Origin of the sequence: Enterococcus sp. 3H8_DIV0648 (genome assembly GCF_002140655.1) — a bacterium.
GTDB classification, from domain to species: Bacteria; Bacillota; Bacilli; order Lactobacillales; family Enterococcaceae; genus Enterococcus_A; species Enterococcus_A hulanensis.
Map to the genome: position 1 here is coordinate 294,331 of NZ_NGLG01000002.1, position 18,532 is coordinate 312,862.

Sequence of the window (18,532 nt, forward strand, 5' to 3'; positions counted from 1 at the left end):
CATCCTTTCTAATCGATGAAATGAAAAGGGATACATTGATGTAGGAGGAAACTATTATGAATAAAGAAGAATTACAGATGCTTGGATTTGAGATCGTGGCTTATTCCGGCGATGCGAGAAGTACCTTAATGAACCTGTTAAGCGAAGTTCGCCAAGGCAATTTTGAGCATGTCGAAGAAGCCTTGAAAGATGCTGATGAAAATCTAAAGCTGGCCCATAATTCGCAGACACAAACGTTAGCTGATGAAGCTGCTGGGAGTAATTTGGATATTGGCTTTATTTTTATCCACGGGCAGGATCATTTAATGACTACGTTACTATTAAGAGATTTAGTACAGGATTTTATCGAACTTTATCGTGAAAAATTTCAGAAGTAAAAAGGAGAGGGTTTACCGTGAATGCAATCATTAAACAAATTGAAAAGGGAAAACCGTTTTTTGAAAAAATTTCCCGGAATATTTACTTAGGTGCGATTCGAGATGGTTTTTTAACAGCAATGCCGGCCATTTTATTTTCTAGTATTTTTATCATGATCGCTGCGATTCCAGAAGTTTTTGGAATCACATTGCCAGAGGCATTTTCTAGTTGGCTGTGGAAGGTCTATGGCTATTCGATGGGGATTGTGGGGGTGCTGGTTGCTGCAACAACAGCTCGTTGTTTGGCAGGATCAATGAACCGCCGGCTGGAAGATGGTAAGAACATTAATGAAGTATCAGTCATGTTAGCATCGATTGCCGGCTTCTTTATGTTAAGTGTGGAGCAGATCGAGGGTGGATTTGCGAGTGATTTTATGGGAACGAAAGGCTTGCTGGCTTCTTTTGTCGCTGCTTTTCTGACAGTCAATGTCTACAAATTCTGTGTGAAGCGCGATATAACGATCCGGATGCCGAAAGAGGTGCCCGGGACGATCTCGCAAATGTTCCGTGATGTTATTCCATTCTCACTTGCAGTGTTTGGTGCAGTTTTAATTGATGTATTATTTCGCAATGTGTTTCATGGTTCATTTGCCAACACGGCTATCACTGCTTTGCAGCCGCTTTTCACTGCGGCAGATGGTTATCTTGGGATCGCGATTATTTGGGGGGCGATGGCATTATTCTGGTTCGTTGGTGTCCATGGTCCATCCATCGTGGAACCGGCAATTGCAGCGATCATCTATGCGAATGTTGAGACCAATTTAATGCTTTTCCAAAATGGCGAGCAGGCGTCGAAAGTTTTAACTGTAGGCATGGGGAATTTTGTTGGAACGATGGGCGGAACGGGAGCTACCTTAGTAGTACCAATTTTATTCTTATTATTTGCTCGTTCTAAACAGCTGAAGGCCGTCGGAAAAGCTTCGTGTGTTCCGGTTCTCTTTGCGGTAAATGAACCATTGTTGTTTGCAGCACCAATGATCTTGAACCCCTATTTCTTCATTCCGTTTTTAGTAGCGCCAATTGTCAACGTTTGGATTTTCAAATTCTTTGTTGATGTCTTGAATATGAACAGCTTTATGTATGTTTTGCCGTGGGCAACTCCAGCACCAATTGGGTTGGTTCTAGGAACAGGTGTCAGTGTGATGGCGGTTATCTTAGCTCTGTTACTAATCGTAGTGGATGCGGTTATTTACTTACCGTTCATCAAGGCCTATGACGCAGTGTTGGTCGAAGAAGAAAGCAAAAATGCACAGTTAGAAGAAGCCAAAGAGGAACTAGTTGAAGTTATCAATGACGGTGACAACTCCGTTGCGGAGGTACTATCTGATGTGGTGAAAGAAAAACTGAGCGATGGCAAACGTGTTCTGGTGCTATGTGCTGGAGCGGGTACCAGCGCGATGTTAGCCAATGCATTAGAAGAAGGTGCCAAAGAAACTGGTATCAATATTCAGGCTCAGGCAGGGGCATATGGTTCACATTATGATATTATGAAAAATTTTGATCTGATTGTATTGGCTCCGCAAGTTAATTCATATTTGTCTGATATCCAAAAAGATGCGGATAAGGTGGGAGTAAAAGTAGTCGCAACAAAAGGGGCAGAATATATCAAATTAACACGAGATCCCAAAGGTGCCGTTGATTTTGTTTTGGCGGAGATTTAAACGTAGTTTTGAAGAAGGGGCACACTAATATTTGTTTGAAAGGCGAGGGCAGAACATGTTAAAAACTGATCGATTGCAGGCAATCATGTTGTTGCTTGAGCTTAACGGACGAGTTCAAAGCAACGAGGTCATGGAGCATTTGGCCGTTTCTGATATGACAGTCAGACGTGATTTAGCAGATTTAGAAAAACAAGGACTTGTGGAACGTTTTCACGGGGGCGCGAAACTGCGTGCCCCTTACTGTCAAGATGAGCTTTCCCATATTGAAAAGAAAATCATTCATCATGAGGCAAAGGAAAGGATCGTTAAGCGAGCCGCAGAGTTTATCAACGAGGGTGATACGATTTTTCTTGGTCCAGGCACGACGATCGAACTATTTGTCCAATATATCCAAGCGGATTTTTTGCGAATTGTGACAAATTGTCAACCGATTTTCGAACAGTTGAATAAGTATAAAAAGAACTGGAAGATCTATCTGCTGGGTGGTGAACTGCGGGAAACGACGCAATCTTTCGTTGGCGAGATCACTAATAAATCTCTGATGAACATGAATTTTCATAAGGCCTTTTTCAGTTGTAATGCCCTAAACGGAGAAAAAATTATGACCGCAACCTTTGAAGAAGGACAAACCCAACAAATCGCACTAAACAATTCGATTGAACGCTTTCTGCTGATCGATCACTCTAAAATCGGAAAAAGAGATTTTTCTGTTTACTACAAGCTGCAGGATGTGACGGCGGTCATTACCGACGACCATGAGCAAAAGCAATATAAAAAGATTGAAAAAAAAGAGAAGCATATCGTGTAAAAAAATCCCAGAGATCTCAGATCTCCGGGATTTTTTATGCTATTTTGCTTCTGCAGCATAGGCAACGTTGCCTTTTGCTGTTGAAGGAGCGGCTTTTTCTTCTTTTTCTGCTGCATAAGCGGCGTTGCGTTTCTTCATTTGACGTGCATACCAGATGAAGATCAACAGGTAAGCAGCTAGAGCTAGGGCAGCGTAAATCACAAATTCGATTTGTCCTTGAGAGGCGTTGCCGACCAAGTAGCCTAAGAATTTTTCGATTGGCCCTTCCATGGTGGTATGAGAGATCATGGCTGATCCGCTCAAGCCTGCTGGGAAGGCGCCGACTGCTTTAGCTGTTTGGGTAACGAATGGTGCGATCAAGGTACCTGACCACAAGAATAGTGGTAATTCAATGGCACCGATAACGATCATTCGGATCAATTTTCCGCGAGTAACAACAAGCAATGCTGGGGTTACACCCATGGCAATGATCCCGCCTAATGGCAATAGTTTGTTGCCTGGTAAAATGATTGCTTCTAATAACATGATTGGTGCTAGCACGTTAGCAGCTGCCCAGATTTCTGCGCGGCCTGCTAGGAAAGGCCAGTCCAAACCGATGTTGATCGTACGACCTTTCAAACGTTTGTTAGCAAAGTCGGTGATTCCTTGAGATAAAGGTTCTACGGCTGCGATAAACCATGCACCGATCAAAGAGAACAATTCCAAACAGACTGCTGCTGTGAAGGCTAGTGAGAAAATTTGGGTTGGTGTTTGTCCGGCTAATAAGCCGACAAAGATTCCTAAATAGATCCCAATGGCAAATTTTGATCCCCAGAAGCCGATTTTGCTGTTTAATTTAGCAGCATCGAAATCGTATTTATCCAACCAAGGGAAAACTTTGTCAAAAATTTTGTCAAAAACCATAATGATCGGATTCATCATGTAGTTCATGTGAGTCGTCGTCATTGGGTTGCTGTCGGGTGCGTTCAATAAATCATTAAAAGTTGGTTTCATTAAATCAGAGTTCCAAATTTTTAGAACACCGATGAAGATTACTAGTGCCGTTGCGATAAATAGGTTGGCACCGCTGAAGATCGCGAATAGTCCTACGATAGCTAAGTGCCAAATATCAAAGATATCAACGTCTAAAGTATTGGTTTTTTTCATTGCCAGCATAACGATATTGACAATTACCATGACTAATAAGAAATAAAGGGTATATGGAGAACCCCAAGTAATGGTTGCCAATGGTGCCCAGCCGACATCTGTGATATTCAACGAAATTCCTGTACGTTCTACAAAAGCGGTCATAGCGTCTGAAAATGCAGTGGTTAAAATTCCAATAATAGCTCCGATCCCTGTCAAGGCGATCCCTAGTTTGATCCCGCCTTCAAGGGCACGTGATGGTTTCACTTTAAAAAATAGGGCAATAACAGTTAGCACGATGGTCATTAATGGCGCCGCCCCTAAATTAATTAGGGGGGTAAAGACAGTATTGGCAATATCAATAATTGTACTCATTAGCTTGTCCTTTCTTGGTAACTATTTATTTAGTGATTGGATAGCGCTTTCCATGCTTTGGTAAACAGGTTCTGCCATAGCTGGGATGCGGTAAAGAATAGCACCTGCATCAACGACCGGAATATTTACGTTAAAGCCTAAGTCAGTATTGGCGATTTGAGCGAAAATATCGTAATGTGAAAGCATTTCTTCATTGATATCCTTAATCATTACGGCATCACAAGTGACTTGATATCCGCGATTGTTCAACTCTGTTTCTAAGGCACTTTTGATTTGGTGGCTTGAGTTAACGCCTGCGCCACACGCTGCTAAAATTTTGATCATGATTATTCTCTCCTCATAAAATTATTATTTTATCCTGCAGATTATGCAGAAACTTCCATAGTAAAGTGTTTCTCTAAAAACTGATAAATCGCTTCTGGGTCCTCCAGTTTGAAAAACGAACACAATTCTTCCTTGTCAACGGAATTGATGAAATCCATGATGTCGGCTAGCATGCCGGCTTGTGCTTCACCATTTTCGTTTAAGATCATAAATAGGAAGTGAACCGAAATTTGATCACTAGGCGAGATCATATTATTGAAGGTGATCGCCTTTTTTAATTTGATGGGAATGATCCGAGTCGTTCGTACAAAGTCGCTCTCCGTGTGGGGAATAGCGATGTCCGGCAATACTTCAGAAACAGGCGATAGATCCAAACCCGTTGGATAATTACGCTCACGTTCTAAAAGACTCTCCAAAAAATCCTCAGTAACTAATTGTTTGTTTAATAGATCCAAATAAACTTCCTCAAAAACTTCTGCTTGTGTGTCCTGACTAGAAACGTAGGTCGTGTCCTTGAAAAAAAGCTTTTTCAAACAGAACAGCTCCTTTCTTAGTTCGTTTGTGTTTGTTCACATGTTGAGTATAATCGCTTACATTCCCTTTGTCAACATAAAACAAAAATAAATAAACATAAAGTGTTGATTAATGTTTGATAATGTTCTATTATAAGGGTGTGGAGGGACAACATATGCTGAAAACAGAGCGGCAACAATCAATCTTGGCTATGTGCGATCGCTATGGGACGATCACCGTAAAGTTTATCCAGGAGGTTTTAGATGTTTCTGACATGACTATTCGACGAGATTTAGAGGAGCTAGCACAAAACAAAAAGCTCTTACGGGTTCACGGTGGTGCACAGAAAATAAACAATCAGGAAGTTTTCACCTCTTCTATAGAAGCAAACGAACTTTCCCATAACGAAAAGAAGAAGCTGCACACGAAGGAAAAAGAATACATCGCTAAGAATGCGGCAGCCTATATCAATCCAGAAGACGACACGATCTTTCTTGGATCAGGAACAACGATCGAGCTGATGACGCGTTATATCGAGTCTCCCTCATTACGGATCGTGACCAACAGTCTTCCGGTATTTAACCTATTAAGTGAAACAAACAGATTCGAACTTTACTTGATAGGCGGGCTCTATCGTGAAAAGACGGGTGCTTTTGTCGGTTCCATCGCCAATGAAGCGGTCCAGAAGATCGGGATTAAGAAGGCCTTTGTCGGCGTCAATGGCTTAAAAGGGCCGGAGGTTTCCAATTTTAGTATTGAAGAGGGAACACTGCAGAAGATCGTACTCGATAACGCTGCTGAGAAATGTTTGGTTTCCGACGCCAACAAATTCGATCATAGTGATTTTTATACGTTTTATGATCTGCGCAAGATTGATGCACTATTTACGGATTCTACTCTTTCAGCCGAACTGAAGAGTTATTATCAGCAATACACCAAGATCATTCAGTAAAAAAGGGACTTTATTAAGAGGAGGAAATAGCAATGCGTGTAGTAATTGGTTCAGACAATGACGGCATGAGATTAAAGGAAGTGATCAAGGCAGACTTGATCGCAAATGGATTTACAGTAGTAGACAAAAGTGAGACTGCTTCGGAGGATTTCGTGGAATCGACGTTGGCGATCGCCAATGATTTGAATGAAAACGAAGGCAGCTTAGGCGTAGCCATCGATGGGTATGGGGCCGGCAGCTTTATCACAGCAGTCAAAGTCAAAGGCATGGTGGCAGCGGAGGTTTCTGACGAACGTAGTGCCTACATGACAAGGGAACACAACAATTCCCGCATGATTACCCTAGGCGCAAAAATCGTCGGCGATGAGCTGGCTTTGAATATTGTCAGAGAATTTTTACAAGCAAATTATGACGGCGGCCGTCATCAAATTAGGGTCGATATGTTAAATAAAATGGCGTAGGAATCAACGTTGAAAGGATGAATAGAATGAAAATTGCAATCGGCTGTGACCACATCGTCACAGATACCAAAATGGCAGTATCAGATTTCTTAAAATCAAAAGGACATGAAGTGTTGGACATGGGGACCTATGACTTTACCCGGACGCATTATCCGATTTATGGGAAAAAAGTTGGGGAAGCTGTAACGAATGGCGAAGCGGATCTAGGTGTCTGCTTATGCGGCACCGGCGTCGGTATCAACAATGCCGTCAATAAAGTTCCTGGTATTCGCAGCGCCTTGGTGCGTGATATGACCACTGCTATGTATGCCAAAGAGCAATTGAATGCCAATGTGATCGGCTTTGGTGCCCGGATTACAGGAGAGTTCCTGATCTGCGACATTTTGGAAGCCTTCATTAATGCACAATATCAAGAAACCGAAGAGAACAAGAAATTGATCGCCAAGATCGATCATGTAGAAAAAGCCAGCGCTGATCAAAGTGATCCGCATTTCTTCGATGAATTTATCGAAAAATGGGATCGCGGCGAATACCACGATTAAGAGGGCAGACGTATGATTCTAACAATTACGATGAATCCTTCGATCGACATTTCCTATCCGTTAGAGGCGTTCAAGCTGGATACTGTTAATCGGGTAAAAAACGTTCGCAAAACGGCTGGCGGCAAGGGCTTGAACGTTACCCGCATCTTGAAACAATTAGAGGCGGAAGTGACAGCCAGCGGTATGATCGGCGGATTTTTAGGAGAAGAGATCAAGAAGGACTTGGATCATAATAAGATCCCACACGACTTTTTGCCTATCAGCGGCGAAACGCGCAATTGTATCGCGGTGCTCCACGAAGGACAACAGACCGAAATCCTAGAAAGCGGCCCGGTCATCTCTGAAGCAGAAGCGGCGGCATTCTTGGAGCATTTCGCGCAATTAGCGGAAAAAGCCGATATTCTTTCTTTTTCAGGCAGCTTACCAGAAGGCTTGCCGACAGATTTTTACAGTCAAATGCTGCAAGTCTGCGGCGGAAAACCAGTTGTATTGGACTGCTCCGGCGAAGCGTTGAAGGAAGTGCTTAAGGGTGGAGTGAAACCGCGCTTGATCAAGCCAAACACCGAGGAATTGGCTGGGTTATTAGGAGGAAGGGTTTCTAGTGATGCAGCTGAATTAAAGGCGGCCTTACTTGATCCGCTGTTCGCTGATATCGAGTGGATCGTTGTTTCAATGGGCGGCGAGGGTGCATTTGCGAAGCACCATGATAAATTTTATCGCGTCACTATTCCTAAAATCACGGTGGTAAATCCGGTTGGCTCCGGCGATGCGACGGTAGCTGGCTTGACTGCCGCGATCGAAAAGGGCTGGTCCGATGAAGCAATCTTGAAGCAAGGCAATGTGCTAGGCATGCTAAACGCACAGGAAGCCACCACAGGGCATGTTGAATTAGCCAATTATCAAACATTATTCGACCAAATTCAAGTAGAGGAAGTATAGGAGGATATGGAAATGAACGAAGAAAAACGTCAATTTATCAAACAATTGTGCAATGAAGATGGTGTGATCGGAGCTTTAGCTATCGATCAGCGTGGAGCCTTGAAGAAGATGATCACGAAATTCAAAGGCAGCGACGCCGAAGAAGCAGAGATCATTGAATTTAAAGAAATCGTTTCCTCTCAATTAACGAAATATGCTTCATCGATTCTATTAGACCCAGAGTATGGTCTGCCGGCGGCTAGTGTCAGAGCTGAAACGGCTGGGCTCTTGCTGGCGTATGAAAAAACCGGCTACGATGCTTCAACTCCTGGCCGTTTGCCCGATTTATTATCGATCTGGTCGGTCAAACGCTTGAAAGAAGCTGGCGCAGATGCCTGCAAATTCCTGCTTTACTACGACGTGGATGAATCTGACGAAATCAACGATCAAAAGCATGCTTTTATTGAACGAATCGGCTCGGAATGTCAGGCGGAAAATCTGCCTTTCTTCCTAGAACTGGTTTCCTATGACGCGAATATCTCAGACGCCACCTCAAGAGAATATGCGATCAAAAAGCCTCATAAGGTAATCGAAATGATGAAGGAGTTTTCTGATCCGCGTTATGGTGTTGATGTGCTGAAGGTAGAAGTTCCTGTTAATATGAACTATGTGGAAGGCTACGCGACAGAGAAAGTCATTCATACCAAAGCCGAAGCTGCGAACTTCTTCAAAGAGCAGTCGGAAGCCACGAACCTGCCGTTTATCTTCTTGAGTGCTGGTGTAAAGGCAGAGCTGTTCCAAGAAACACTGCGTTTCGCGAAAAATGCCGGCTCAACCTTCAATGGCGTACTTTGCGGCCGGGCAACTTGGGCTGACGGAGTGGAAAGCTACATCGTGGATGGTAAAGAAGCAGCGGTGGAGTGGATGAACACTCAAGGACGCAAAAATATCGAAGAGCTAAATGCCGTATTGAAAGAAACAGCTACCCCAGTGGACGTGTTAGCTGCAACATTGTCATAAGAAGAGGGGAATATGGGACCATGGACGAAAAATGTTCATGGTCTTTTTATATAATTATTTCCTCGAAAAAGCCAGCAGTGCTAAAATAATAAGTAAGGGGATACAAAATAAAATGGAAAGCGAGATGAACGAAATGATTTTAGTAACATCGGCGGCGGGCAACACAGGACGGATCATGGTGCAAAAGTTGGTAGAAGCAGGTTTTGACGTATTGGCGACGGATATCGATCCTAGGGTGAAAAAACTGCCGGGGATTAAAAAGGCTATGGTAGGAGATTTGACCGACTTTTACTTCCTTGATGAAGTGATGGAAGATGCAACGATGGTCGTCTACATTCCGCCATTGTTCTCACCCGAAGAAACCTTGATCGGTCAAAAAATAATTGATAAGGCAATCGATTATGACATTGAGCACTTCATTTTTGTTTCTGTTATCCACCCAAACTTAACCAGCCTGATGCAGCATATCGCTAAACGCGATGTGGAAGAGCAGTTGATCTATAAAGGCATGGAAATTGAATTTTCGTACACGATTTTACAGCCCATGCATTACATGCATAACTTCGATCCGCAGCTAGTCGCGAAAACCAACGAATATCGAATCTTTTACGATCTCGACAGCCCAGTCGGCTATGTCGCAACGGAGGATGTTGCCGAAGTAGTCATAAAAATCTTGAATGACCCTGAAAAACACAACAAGGCGACTTACGAATTGGTCGGCACGGAGGCCTATACGCCAAACGAGCTAGTCGATATGTTTAACCAGATAACAGGGAAGAAGGCGAAGGCCGTGTTCCTTTTTATCGATGAGTTCTTAAATGAAATTGATGCGACGGACCTCTATGTGCGAGCAGGCTTTAGACATTTAGCCTATGCGTACACATCTTGGGGCTTAGACGGCAATACCAATGTGTTGACGTGGCTGCTTGGCCGTGAACCCACTAGTTTTGAAGAGTATGTCAAAATGAAATTGAATAAGAAATAAAAAATAGGCTGAGACGATTTTGTCTCAGCCTTTAAAGTTGTTGTGAAAAAAGCAATTCCGAAAGTTCTTATTATTGCAGCTTATCATAGGCGTTGAAAGCAACCCCTTCGTCCTTCCAGCCAACCTTGATTAAATGATCCCGTTCACTCTTGAGCAGTGTGAAGTGATGTGCGCCCGCTTTAGCGTTTGGATTATAAAGGCGATAGACTGGTTGCCCCTTACTAAAAGGCATGTGGAACCCGATATTATCATCGTGCCAGCCGACTTTCACCAAATACTCAGCTTCGCTAGGATCTGCGGTGTAATGATGGTCTCCAGCGTTAGGGTTGTACACGCGGCTAACGTACGCAGTTTTTTCAGTGGTATAGCCTTGACCGTAAAAACCGATGCCTTCGTCTTTCCAACCATAATTAATTAAGGTAGCGCGCTCAAAATCACTCGGAGTAAACAAATGCTCACCTGAGTTGGGATTATATAGCCGATTGATCGCAACTCTTGGAGCTTCAGCAGCCGCTGCTTTTGAACTTAAACCAAAGGTACCCAGTACACAAACACCAACGAACATAATCATCATGATAATCGATAGCTTCTTTTTCTTCATTCTTAACTCCTCCAATTTCATCTTTGAATGAGTGACGTTTCCAAAAATAATCTACCTGCTAAACGAATTTGTTCCATCAACAACAAAATTTCTTTTCTTTATCTAAAATTATAGCATATTGCTTTTATAAATTAATTTATTATCACCAAATAAATTAATTTGACTGATAATTAAATGCTGATGGTTCAATCAACAAAAAAATTGAAGCGATCATTGATACTGATAATAAGCTGTTTTTGACAAAAATCTCAAAATCTTCACAAAAAGGAAATGGACTTTATCAAACAGGCTGTACTATTCTAAAAAGAATAAGAAAGATTATTTTATCCAAATGAGGAGTGAAGATAAATGCGTGTATTGGTGGTCGAGGACAATCGTGAACTGGCTTTGTCGGTGAAAAAAGGACTAGAGCAGGAGAATATTTCGGTGGATCTGGCCTATGATGGCGAGCTGGGAGAAGAAAAGGCGTTTGTGACTCCTTATGACGGCATCTTGCTGGATTTGAACCTGCCTAAAAAGGATGGCCTAGCGGTTTTGCAGAGTCTAAGAGATTCCGAGGTGGAAAGTCCGGTCATCATCATTACTGCGCGAGATGAGATTGAAGAGCGGGCGAAGGGGCTGGATTTTGGCGCTGATGATTACTTGGTGAAGCCGTTTGAGCTGTTAGAATTGAAGGCACGCTTGCGGGCAGTGATTCGGCGGTATCATGGTCGGGCATTGCCGCAGATTGCGATCGGAGCGTTGATGGTTGACCCTGTTTGTCGGAAGGTCAGCTATCAGAAAAAGGAAATTTTACTGAAGCCGAAGGAATTTGACATCTTGCTGTGCATCGCGCAGCGGCATCCCGCGGTGGTTTCTTCAGAGGAAATTTCTGAGCATGTTTATGATGAGGATTTTGACCCCTTTTCCTCGGTTTTGCGGGTTCATTTGGCTCGTTTGAAGAAGAAATTAGCTGAAGGGGCGGAAAAGGAAGTCTTGAAAACGATTCGTGCAAAGGGGTATCAATTATGCGACTAAATTTTAAAATGACGGTAACGATGCTGACCTTCTCACTGCTGATAACCGGCGTGATTTTAGCGAGCTTTTTCTTTCTGCGCAATAATGTAGCGAGTGTCAATATTGCTTCTACGCTAGGTGACGATATTTATTTTACGGAAGCGAAGATTCATTCGACTTCAGACGAGGATATCTCGGTGACTGGAAAAAAGGGACAGCTGTTGAGTACTTCGATGCTGGACAAGGCTTATCAGGATGAATTGTTTAAATATTTGCCGGCGATGGTTTTAGTGATTTGTTCGGCGGTTTTGTTGCTGACGTTTTTACTTTGGCTGGTGCTGCGGAAAATCTACAGCAATCAAATATTGGCCATCACCCACGATCTGAATTTCATTGATCAATTACCTAAAAATACCGTGAAGGACGAGGTGCTCAGTGAGGCCTTCAATAAATTAAAGGATAAATTTGACGGTCATTTAGAGGATTATCGCCGTCTGAATAGCTATCTGACTCATGAGCAAAAGAATGCCATCGCGATTTTACGGACGAATCTTGAAATCGAGCGCCAACAGGCGAATCAGGGAAATCTCGCATTATTGGATCGGCTGACTGACAGCATCGACGATATCCTGACGCTATCTAATAACACCGATGATCTAGGAGATGAGGTCGTGGATGTTTCTTTAGTCTGTGCGGAGGTGTGCGATGCCTATAAAAAGAATTATCCGGATTTGCTTTTTGAGTTCAACGAAGAGGAGACTACCTTGATTCAAGGGCGTGACCGTTGGATTTATCGCGCTGTTTCTAATTTAGTCGACAATGCAATCAAATATGGCGAGGGCAAGCTGGTCACTGTTACGATCGCGAACAAAAATGGAAGTGTGGTCATTCAGGTCAAGGATCAAGGCATCGGTATTCCCCAAGCGAAGCAGGCGGAGGTCTTTTCGCATCATTATCGGGTGAATGGACTAAAGCAAGACGGCTACGGTATTGGGCTGTCGGTGGTGTCGCATGTCTGTGATTTATGTCGCGGCTTTGTTTATTTAGAAAGTCAGGAAAAACAAGGCTCGGCGTTTTATTTGAGTTTTCCTAGTGTGGGTTAACATTCAGTTAACAGAGGATTTGCTACGATACGCTCATAGGAGGAGAGAAAGCGATGATCATCATCCGACATGCTTGGCTAAATCTTAAACGCAATCGTTTCAGTCATTTGAAACTAGGCAGTTTTATTTTTCTGCTTCTCTTGATCGTCTTTTCGTTGGTGCAAATCTATCAGGTAGCGACTGGCTATTTTACCGATTACCGCGAACAGGCAGCAACAGTCGTCAAGGGCGTGCAAGATTTAAATCAAACAGGACAAGCAATTTCATTAAAAAAAACCGATTATGAAAAATTGAAAGATCTGCCTTACGTAAAAAAGAGTCAATTAAACGGGCAGGGCATTATTTCGTCGACCTTGGTTCCGCCTAAAAATCAAACAATCACGAACTACTCTAGTTTCTCAACAGATCAAACGAATGGGAGCTATTCGCCAGTGACTATGTTGGACAACGATTCTTTAAAAGTACTTTTAACCGTTAAAAAAGAAAAGCTCCAAGGAACATTACCGCTGGAAAAAGACACCTGTGTCATTAGTCGGGTACTGGCCAAAGAAAATAAGCTAAAGCTGAATGATACCATTTTGCTGGGAAATAAAGGACAAGAGCAAAAAGTAAAAATCGTCGGTATTGCAGAATTTTCAACGACCGACCAGATTTGTACCAGTGATTCCGTATTAATTAACTGGGAAACTGCCGCGGCGATCCAGCAAAATATCATCCAGCCTGATACGAATGTGATGTTTCAAATGACCAGTAAAAAGGCACTAAAAAGATTCGTAAAAGACTTTAAAAAAACAAAATCTTTTGAAGAGTACACATTAATTACTCAAAACTGGTCGCAGGGCTTGTTACAGTCAGCGAAGGATACTTTGGATTTAGTGTTTAACGGCTTGATCGTTGCCTTGATTTTAGGCATCGTTTTGATCGCGGTTTTCTATCAACTAAATATCAAACGGCGGCAAGATTTTTATACCTTGTATCTGATGGGACTCGATCGCAAGACATTATCGCTTAGCAGCTCGTTGGAAAATTTGATACTGGTTTTGGGTCTCGGACTGACGGCTGCTTTTACCTCGCAGCGGCTAAGCGGGTGGATTACTGGCGAGTGGCTGATTCAGCTTCAAAAGAATCTAGCAGAGCAGGAGCCTTTTATAGATTGGGTACTGCCTCATTTCGAGCAAATTTCTGCGACTAGCTGGTTAGATTACATCGGAATGATTTTTGCGGGCGCTTGTCTGTTTATCATGCTTTTGCTGGTGAACCTCCGCATTGCTCAGATCATACGTGAGCCGTTACAGGAGGTGGCGAAAAGATGAGCGAATGGATATTGGAAGCGGCGGATTATCGCTATGAGCATTCAGAGATAAAAACACTGGATAGGATTGAAGGCAGCTTTCAAACAGGAAGAAGCTACCAGCTTTTCGGTGATCCCGGCAGCGGAAAAACAACCTTATTAGCACTTTTTGCCGGATTGGCAGTTTGTACAAAAGGGTCGCTGACGTATGACGGACAGGAAATTGCTTCTCTTGAGCGCCATCGTTATCGCGGAGGTGAAGTCGCATGTTTGTTTCAAACCGGCAGCTTATTAAAGGATTCGCCCATGGCAAATTTAGAAATGGAGGTCTTGCTTTCTGGTGAGAAGCCGGAAAAGGAGCGCTTGAAAAGCCTGCTGCTGTCCGTTGGATTAGCAGAAAATCAGTTAAAACTTCCCACCAATAGATTATCCGAAAGCGATCGTCAATTAGTGACTTTAGCCAAGCTGATGACCAAAAGTAAGGCCAAGCTGGTTTTAGTCGATGAACCGGAAAAAGTTTTTAGCGAATGCGGAGTATTATTTGCCATGGCGAGACTTAGAAACTATTGTTTACAACAGAAAAATTGTCTGATCTTTACCACTCAATCAACACAATCGGTTAATTTTGCGGATGAATTATGGGGACTTAATGGAGGAAAATTACTCTTTATTAAGGAACAACGCCCCAGCTAAGATCGCGCTTTCCAACCATCCAAGTTCTTTAATAGGAAGGATACTACGATGAATTATTGGAAACGAGCGAAGAGCAGTATTTTTAGAACCAAGGGCAAGTCAGTGATTTTATTTGCCGTCATTTTTGTTTTAGGAAATGTGATTGCCGGAGCGATCGCTATTCAACAATCAACAGCCAATGTTGAGAAGAAAATGAAGCAGCAGCTGGGAGCGACCGTCGCCCCAGAATTGGATTTGAATAAATTATTAGAGCAAAGCGAAAATGGGGACACTCAGGCCTTGACGCGGCCAGAAAATCTAAAAGAGGAAACCATCAAAAAAATGGGGAGTTCCCCTTATGTGAAGGACTATGATTACAGCTACCTAGCTTATTTGTATGTTAAAAAATTCAAGACCTATGAAATGAAGCAGCAGGGGAATGTCCAGTTCTCAACGGGCGAATACAAAACAATGAGCCTAAAGGGCAGCAACAGCAGCGAACCGATGGATTTCAAAAATAAGAAGGTCAAGCTGACGGATGGACGAATGTTGACAAAAGAAGAACTTGCCGGCAAAAAGCCGGTCGCCTTGATCTCGAAAAAGGTAGCAGACGAGAATGGCCTGTCTGTCGGCGATCAAATGGTCCTGGATACTGTCAGCTTGATACCAAAAGAAGACGGCACGCTGGATTCACAGGATTCGACGGAGCATGCGGTCAAAATCGTCGGTCTGTTTGAACCAATTAAATTAGAGAAAAAGAAAAGTGATGAAAAAAATGGTCAAGAGGCCATGAACCAGCAGATTACCGAGATGGAGCTGTACAATACCGCCTTTGTCTCCAACGGTCTGGTTCGTGAAATCAATAAAATCGAGGCAGAAAATCAGCCGTCTGATTCAGAGGAAGAAATGCAAGAGGAAGTTGCGCCGATTTTTACGCTGAAATCACCAGACGATGTAGAGGCCTTCAAAGCGGAAATCAAACCGCTGCTACCAGAAGGATACAAAGCGGTTGCCTCCACTGATGAGTTTGACAAGGTAGGTGCCAGTGTTAAACGTCTGTCAAAAATTTCCGGCTATGTCGTATTACTAGCGGTTTTGGCTTCATTATTGATCATTTCATTAGTCGTCGTGCTCTTTATGAAGGATCGCCGTCACGAATGGGGCATCTATCTATCCTTAGGAGAACAGCGAAAAAATATCATGAAGCAAGTCGTTGCGGAAATATTTGTGATCAGTCTGGCTGCATTATTGCTCTCGCTTATCTCAGGGAATCTTTTAGGAAAAATGGTTTCGGAATCGTTGCTTGCGGGTGACACGATGGATCAAGCGGCGCAAAATGTCGGAAATCAAGTGGTTTCGATGGGAGGCGCTTCAGTTCTGGGGTCTTCACTTTCAAATCAGGATGTGCTAAGCAACTATGAAGTCCGTTTTTCACTCACGTACATTGCTACTTTCTTGATCGCCGGACTTGGGACGATTCTGTTAGCAGCTATTTTACCGCTGACCTACGTGATGCGGTTGAATCCGAAGAAAATCATGATGTAGAAGGAGAGAAGACGATGACAATTTTAGAGGCAAAGGATGTAAGTTATTTCTATCAAGATGGTGAAAAGCGTCGGATGATCCTGCAGGACACTTCGGTAAAATTTGAAAAGGGACGTTTTTACACGATTTTAGGCGAATCTGGTTCGGGCAAAACCACCTTCTTATCACTGATCAGCGCCTTGGATGCGCCGAGCTCTGGTGAAATTTTATATAACGGCGAAGACATCAAACGGATTGGCTATGAACGCTTTCGCCGCGACGATGTCAGCATTATTTTTCAAAACTACAATTTGGTCCCGTATTTGACTGGACTGGAAAATGTATTAGTCGCAATGTCGATCACCGATAATGAAATGCCAAAGGATACTACGGAAATCGCGTATAACCTTCTGGACTATATCGGAATCACTAAAGCTAAGGCGGATCGGCTAGTCAATCAGCTTTCCGGCGGGGAACAGCAGCGAATCGCCATCGCCCGAGCTTTGGCAACCAATGTGGACATCATATTAGCGGACGAACCAACGGGGAATCTGGATGTGGGAATGGAGGAAGAAATCGTGACGATCTTCAAGGAATTAGCGACGATCCACAACAAATGTGTGATCGTGGTGACCCACTCGCGAGAAATTGCGGAACAATCAGACGAAACCTTCTATTTAAATCAAGGTGAGCTGCTGCCGTATGAGTGATTTTCTGTCGAATTTCAACGGCGATAATTATGACCGCCGCAAGGAAGAAAAGGAACCGCGCGAGCCGGATAAGAAAATAACCCATGAACCGAAGCAGCCAGCCTTTTCTGCTGAAGAATCTCTTGAATCACAAACTAAACGAAAAATGCGCTCTCAGCAAGAAGCGACAGAGCTGGAACTTTCTTATCAAAAGCAGAAAAAACGAAAACGTCGCATGATTCTCTTCGCTGTGGTCGCGGCATGTGTGCTGTTGGGGATCGTGTATTATCAGCAGACCCATGTCAAAGTACCGAATTTTGTTGGGAAAAACCTGACGGATGTGCAGGTCTGGGCCTCGGAGAATAAAGTAAAGCCTAAGATCAAACAGACCTATGATCGGGGAAAAGACGCCAACACGATCTTGGCGCAGGAACAAAAAGCCGGATCGCGAGTCAAAAAAGGCGGCGTACTAAATGTAACCAACAGTTTAGGAGCCGATCCTGAAGAGAAAATTCCGCTTCCTGATTTTACGAAGATGAAAAAGTCTCAGGCGGAAAGATGGATCAAAGAAAACAAAGCCGAAAATCTTTCTCTGATTGAAGAATACAGCGATACGATCGAAAAAGGTCAGCCGCTCCGTTCTGAAATTGCCAACGCGGAGGTCACACCGGAAAATTACCGAAGAAAAGATGCCGCCAAAGTCTATTATTCAAAAGGGCCACAGACCTATCAAAAAGACATCAAGGTCCCAGACTTTCAGCGCAAGCCCCGCAGTGAGGTGGAAACGTGGGCGAAAAACAATGAGATCGATCTAACCTATGAAGAAAAAACCTCCAATGATATTCCAGCGGATAATATCATTGACCAAAGTATCGCCAAAGACGAAAAAATCGCGAAAAAGGATAAAATGTCGGTCACTGTCTCATTAGGCAAAGGCTATGTCGTTCCGAATTTTTCAGAGTACAGCTTGGAGGATGCGAGTACCGCTTTAGAAGGAGTGCAGGTACAGGCCAAAGGAGTCTATACGGATAATCTGCCTTATGGTCAATTAGTCTCGCAAAGTGTCGAAGCGGGAAGGGTCCTGAGTGCCAAGGATGATTTAACGATCAAGGTTCTATACTCATTAGGTCAGCCCTACATGAAAGATTTGCGGGGGACGATGGTGGAAGGCGGACTGCAAAAATACTTCCACGATGAGTTCCAATCAAAAGGCGCGAACATCAATTATGTTATTCGCCATGTCGATTCGGACCAGCCAAAAGGGACAGTGGTAGGCATGAGTCATTTTAGTGATTACGTTCCGTTAAATCTGACCGTATCGATCGATATCAGTCTAGGCAATCTCGGCTCGGCCCCTACGAGCTTTCCAAACAATAATAATGGAGGTGATAACGGAGAAAATCAAGAAACACCAAGCGAATAGTTGGCTTTTAGCAGAGAATCCTGCTGTTCTATAACAAAACCATAAATTAAATTAGTATAAAATTGAATAACTTTTATAAACTCATTCGATAAATTGACGAATGAGTTTATTTGTGTTGGTTAATAAATAATTA

20 protein-coding genes are annotated in these 18,532 nt (G+C 43.2%); 16 read left to right on the forward strand and 4 right to left on the reverse strand.

Going from position 1 to position 18,532, the window contains the following annotated elements:
• Window positions 1-56 precede the first annotated feature (56 nt).
• From A5875_RS17850 to A5875_RS17860, 3 genes are read left to right on the forward strand one after another with little or no spacing between them, the layout of a single operon-like run.
• Window positions 57-377: a PTS lactose/cellobiose transporter subunit IIA gene (locus tag A5875_RS17850; protein WP_088934943.1), complete on the forward strand. Its 321-nt coding sequence runs from the start codon at window positions 57-59 to the stop codon at window positions 375-377.
• A 17-nt stretch (window positions 378-394) separates the two neighbouring features.
• Window positions 395-2,077 (forward strand): PTS lactose transporter subunit IIBC, encoded by a 1,683-nt coding sequence (locus A5875_RS17855; protein WP_088934944.1) that lies wholly within the window; start codon window positions 395-397, stop codon window positions 2,075-2,077.
• Between the two features lie 55 nt (window positions 2,078-2,132).
• Window positions 2,133-2,885, forward strand: coding sequence for a DeoR/GlpR family DNA-binding transcription regulator (locus A5875_RS17860; protein ID WP_088934945.1), 753 nt, complete (start codon window positions 2,133-2,135; stop codon window positions 2,883-2,885).
• 39 nt (window positions 2,886-2,924) lie between these two features.
• On the opposite strand, the gene A5875_RS17865 is transcribed toward A5875_RS17860, so the two are convergent.
• The 3 genes from A5875_RS17865 to A5875_RS17875 are packed head-to-tail and all read right to left on the reverse strand — an operon-like array spanning window position 2,925 to window position 5,242.
• Window positions 2,925-4,385 (reverse strand): PTS galactitol transporter subunit IIC, encoded by a 1,461-nt coding sequence (locus A5875_RS17865; RefSeq protein WP_088934946.1) that lies wholly within the window; start codon window positions 4,383-4,385, stop codon window positions 2,925-2,927.
• A 21-nt stretch (window positions 4,386-4,406) separates the two neighbouring features.
• Window positions 4,407-4,709 carry a PTS sugar transporter subunit IIB gene (locus A5875_RS17870; RefSeq protein ID WP_010743375.1) on the reverse strand — a complete coding sequence of 101 codons (303 nt, stop codon included), beginning with the start codon at window positions 4,707-4,709 and terminating at the stop codon, window positions 4,407-4,409.
• Window positions 4,710-4,750: 41 nt separating this feature from the next.
• Window positions 4,751-5,242: a PTS sugar transporter subunit IIA gene (locus A5875_RS17875; RefSeq protein ID WP_088934947.1), complete on the reverse strand. Its 492-nt coding sequence runs from the start codon at window positions 5,240-5,242 to the stop codon at window positions 4,751-4,753.
• Window positions 5,243-5,397: 155 nt separating this feature from the next.
• Between A5875_RS17875 and A5875_RS17880 the strand changes: the two genes are divergently transcribed.
• The 6 genes from A5875_RS17880 (at window position 5,398) to A5875_RS17905 (ending at window position 10,100) form a co-directional block, all read left to right on the forward strand.
• Window positions 5,398-6,174 (forward strand): DeoR/GlpR family DNA-binding transcription regulator, encoded by a 777-nt coding sequence (locus tag A5875_RS17880; RefSeq protein WP_088934948.1) that lies wholly within the window; start codon window positions 5,398-5,400, stop codon window positions 6,172-6,174.
• Window positions 6,175-6,206: 32 nt separating this feature from the next.
• Complete coding sequence (gene lacA / locus A5875_RS17885; RefSeq protein WP_088934949.1) at window positions 6,207-6,635, forward strand: galactose-6-phosphate isomerase subunit LacA; 429 nt, start codon at window positions 6,207-6,209, stop codon at window positions 6,633-6,635.
• Window positions 6,636-6,661: 26 nt separating this feature from the next.
• Window positions 6,662-7,177 carry a galactose-6-phosphate isomerase subunit LacB gene (lacB, locus tag A5875_RS17890; RefSeq protein WP_088934950.1) on the forward strand — a complete coding sequence of 172 codons (516 nt, stop codon included), beginning with the start codon at window positions 6,662-6,664 and terminating at the stop codon, window positions 7,175-7,177.
• Window positions 7,178-7,189: 12 nt separating this feature from the next.
• A complete protein-coding gene (lacC, locus tag A5875_RS17895) occupies window positions 7,190-8,116 on the forward strand; it encodes a tagatose-6-phosphate kinase (RefSeq protein ID WP_088934951.1) in 927 nt (308 codons plus the stop codon).
• 12 nt (window positions 8,117-8,128) lie between these two features.
• The gene (gene lacD, locus A5875_RS17900) at window positions 8,129-9,115 is read left to right on the forward strand and encodes a tagatose-bisphosphate aldolase (protein WP_088934952.1); all 987 of its coding nucleotides are present in this window, start codon (window positions 8,129-8,131) and stop codon (window positions 9,113-9,115) included.
• Window positions 9,116-9,239: 124 nt separating this feature from the next.
• A complete protein-coding gene (locus tag A5875_RS17905) occupies window positions 9,240-10,100 on the forward strand; it encodes an SDR family oxidoreductase (RefSeq protein WP_242551136.1) in 861 nt (286 codons plus the stop codon).
• Between the two features lie 70 nt (window positions 10,101-10,170).
• On the opposite strand, the gene A5875_RS17910 is transcribed toward A5875_RS17905, so the two are convergent.
• Window positions 10,171-10,701: a hypothetical protein gene (locus A5875_RS17910; RefSeq protein WP_088934953.1), complete on the reverse strand. Its 531-nt coding sequence runs from the start codon at window positions 10,699-10,701 to the stop codon at window positions 10,171-10,173.
• 348 nt (window positions 10,702-11,049) lie between these two features.
• Between A5875_RS17910 and A5875_RS17915 the strand changes: the two genes are divergently transcribed.
• From A5875_RS17915 to A5875_RS17950, 7 genes are read left to right on the forward strand one after another with little or no spacing between them, the layout of a single operon-like run.
• On the forward strand, window positions 11,050-11,718 hold the full coding sequence (locus tag A5875_RS17915) for a response regulator transcription factor (RefSeq protein ID WP_088934954.1): 669 nt from the start codon (window positions 11,050-11,052) through the stop codon (window positions 11,716-11,718).
• Window positions 11,709-12,800, forward strand: a complete 1,092-nt coding sequence (locus A5875_RS17920; protein ID WP_088934955.1) for a sensor histidine kinase — start codon at window positions 11,709-11,711, stop codon at window positions 12,798-12,800. Before A5875_RS17915 ends, A5875_RS17920 begins: the two co-directional genes overlap by 10 nt.
• Before the next feature lie 53 nt (window positions 12,801-12,853).
• A complete protein-coding gene (locus A5875_RS24190; RefSeq protein ID WP_242551135.1) occupies window positions 12,854-14,113 on the forward strand; it encodes a hypothetical protein in 1,260 nt (419 codons plus the stop codon).
• Window positions 14,110-14,784, forward strand: coding sequence for an ATP-binding cassette domain-containing protein (locus A5875_RS17935; protein WP_088934956.1), 675 nt, complete (start codon window positions 14,110-14,112; stop codon window positions 14,782-14,784). The genes A5875_RS24190 and A5875_RS17935 overlap by 4 nt, the downstream gene beginning before the upstream one ends.
• A gap of 48 nt (window positions 14,785-14,832) precedes the next feature.
• Window positions 14,833-16,308, forward strand: coding sequence for an FtsX-like permease family protein (locus tag A5875_RS17940; protein ID WP_088934957.1), 1,476 nt, complete (start codon window positions 14,833-14,835; stop codon window positions 16,306-16,308).
• 14 nt (window positions 16,309-16,322) lie between these two features.
• A complete protein-coding gene (locus tag A5875_RS17945; protein ID WP_088934958.1) occupies window positions 16,323-16,997 on the forward strand; it encodes an ABC transporter ATP-binding protein in 675 nt (224 codons plus the stop codon).
• Window positions 16,990-18,399, forward strand: a complete 1,410-nt coding sequence (locus A5875_RS17950) for a PASTA domain-containing protein (protein ID WP_088934959.1) — start codon at window positions 16,990-16,992, stop codon at window positions 18,397-18,399. Before A5875_RS17945 ends, A5875_RS17950 begins: the two co-directional genes overlap by 8 nt.
• Window positions 18,400-18,532: the final 133 nt, after the last annotated feature.

What these genes read in the sequence shown, in the direction of transcription:
- A5875_RS17945 (WP_088934958.1), top strand. Translation starts at nt 16,323, where the DNA reads ATGACAATTTTAGAGGCAAAGGATGTAAGTTATTTCTATCAAGATGGT.
- A5875_RS24190 (WP_242551135.1), top strand. Translation starts at nt 12,854, where the DNA reads ATGATCATCATCCGACATGCTTGGCTAAATCTTAAACGCAATCGTTTC.
- A5875_RS17935 (WP_088934956.1), top strand. Translation starts at nt 14,110, where the DNA reads ATGAGCGAATGGATATTGGAAGCGGCGGATTATCGCTATGAGCATTCA.
- A5875_RS17940 (WP_088934957.1), top strand. Translation starts at nt 14,833, where the DNA reads ATGAATTATTGGAAACGAGCGAAGAGCAGTATTTTTAGAACCAAGGGC.
- A5875_RS17860 (WP_088934945.1), top strand. Translation starts at nt 2,133, where the DNA reads ATGTTAAAAACTGATCGATTGCAGGCAATCATGTTGTTGCTTGAGCTT.
- lacD (WP_088934952.1), top strand. Translation starts at nt 8,129, where the DNA reads ATGAACGAAGAAAAACGTCAATTTATCAAACAATTGTGCAATGAAGAT.
- A5875_RS17915 (WP_088934954.1), top strand. Translation starts at nt 11,050, where the DNA reads ATGCGTGTATTGGTGGTCGAGGACAATCGTGAACTGGCTTTGTCGGTG.
- A5875_RS17950 (WP_088934959.1), top strand. Translation starts at nt 16,990, where the DNA reads ATGAGTGATTTTCTGTCGAATTTCAACGGCGATAATTATGACCGCCGC.
- A5875_RS17870 (WP_010743375.1), bottom strand. Translation starts at nt 4,709, where the DNA reads ATGATCAAAATTTTAGCAGCGTGTGGCGCAGGCGTTAACTCAAGCCAC.
- lacA (WP_088934949.1), top strand. Translation starts at nt 6,207, where the DNA reads ATGCGTGTAGTAATTGGTTCAGACAATGACGGCATGAGATTAAAGGAA.
- A5875_RS17850 (WP_088934943.1), top strand. Translation starts at nt 57, where the DNA reads ATGAATAAAGAAGAATTACAGATGCTTGGATTTGAGATCGTGGCTTAT.
- A5875_RS17905 (WP_242551136.1), top strand. Translation starts at nt 9,240, where the DNA reads ATGAACGAAATGATTTTAGTAACATCGGCGGCGGGCAACACAGGACGG.
- A5875_RS17865 (WP_088934946.1), bottom strand. Translation starts at nt 4,385, where the DNA reads ATGAGTACAATTATTGATATTGCCAATACTGTCTTTACCCCCCTAATT.
- lacC (WP_088934951.1), top strand. Translation starts at nt 7,190, where the DNA reads ATGATTCTAACAATTACGATGAATCCTTCGATCGACATTTCCTATCCG.
- lacB (WP_088934950.1), top strand. Translation starts at nt 6,662, where the DNA reads ATGAAAATTGCAATCGGCTGTGACCACATCGTCACAGATACCAAAATG.
- A5875_RS17920 (WP_088934955.1), top strand. Translation starts at nt 11,709, where the DNA reads ATGCGACTAAATTTTAAAATGACGGTAACGATGCTGACCTTCTCACTG.
- A5875_RS17880 (WP_088934948.1), top strand. Translation starts at nt 5,398, where the DNA reads ATGCTGAAAACAGAGCGGCAACAATCAATCTTGGCTATGTGCGATCGC.
- A5875_RS17910 (WP_088934953.1), bottom strand. Translation starts at nt 10,701, where the DNA reads ATGAAGAAAAAGAAGCTATCGATTATCATGATGATTATGTTCGTTGGT.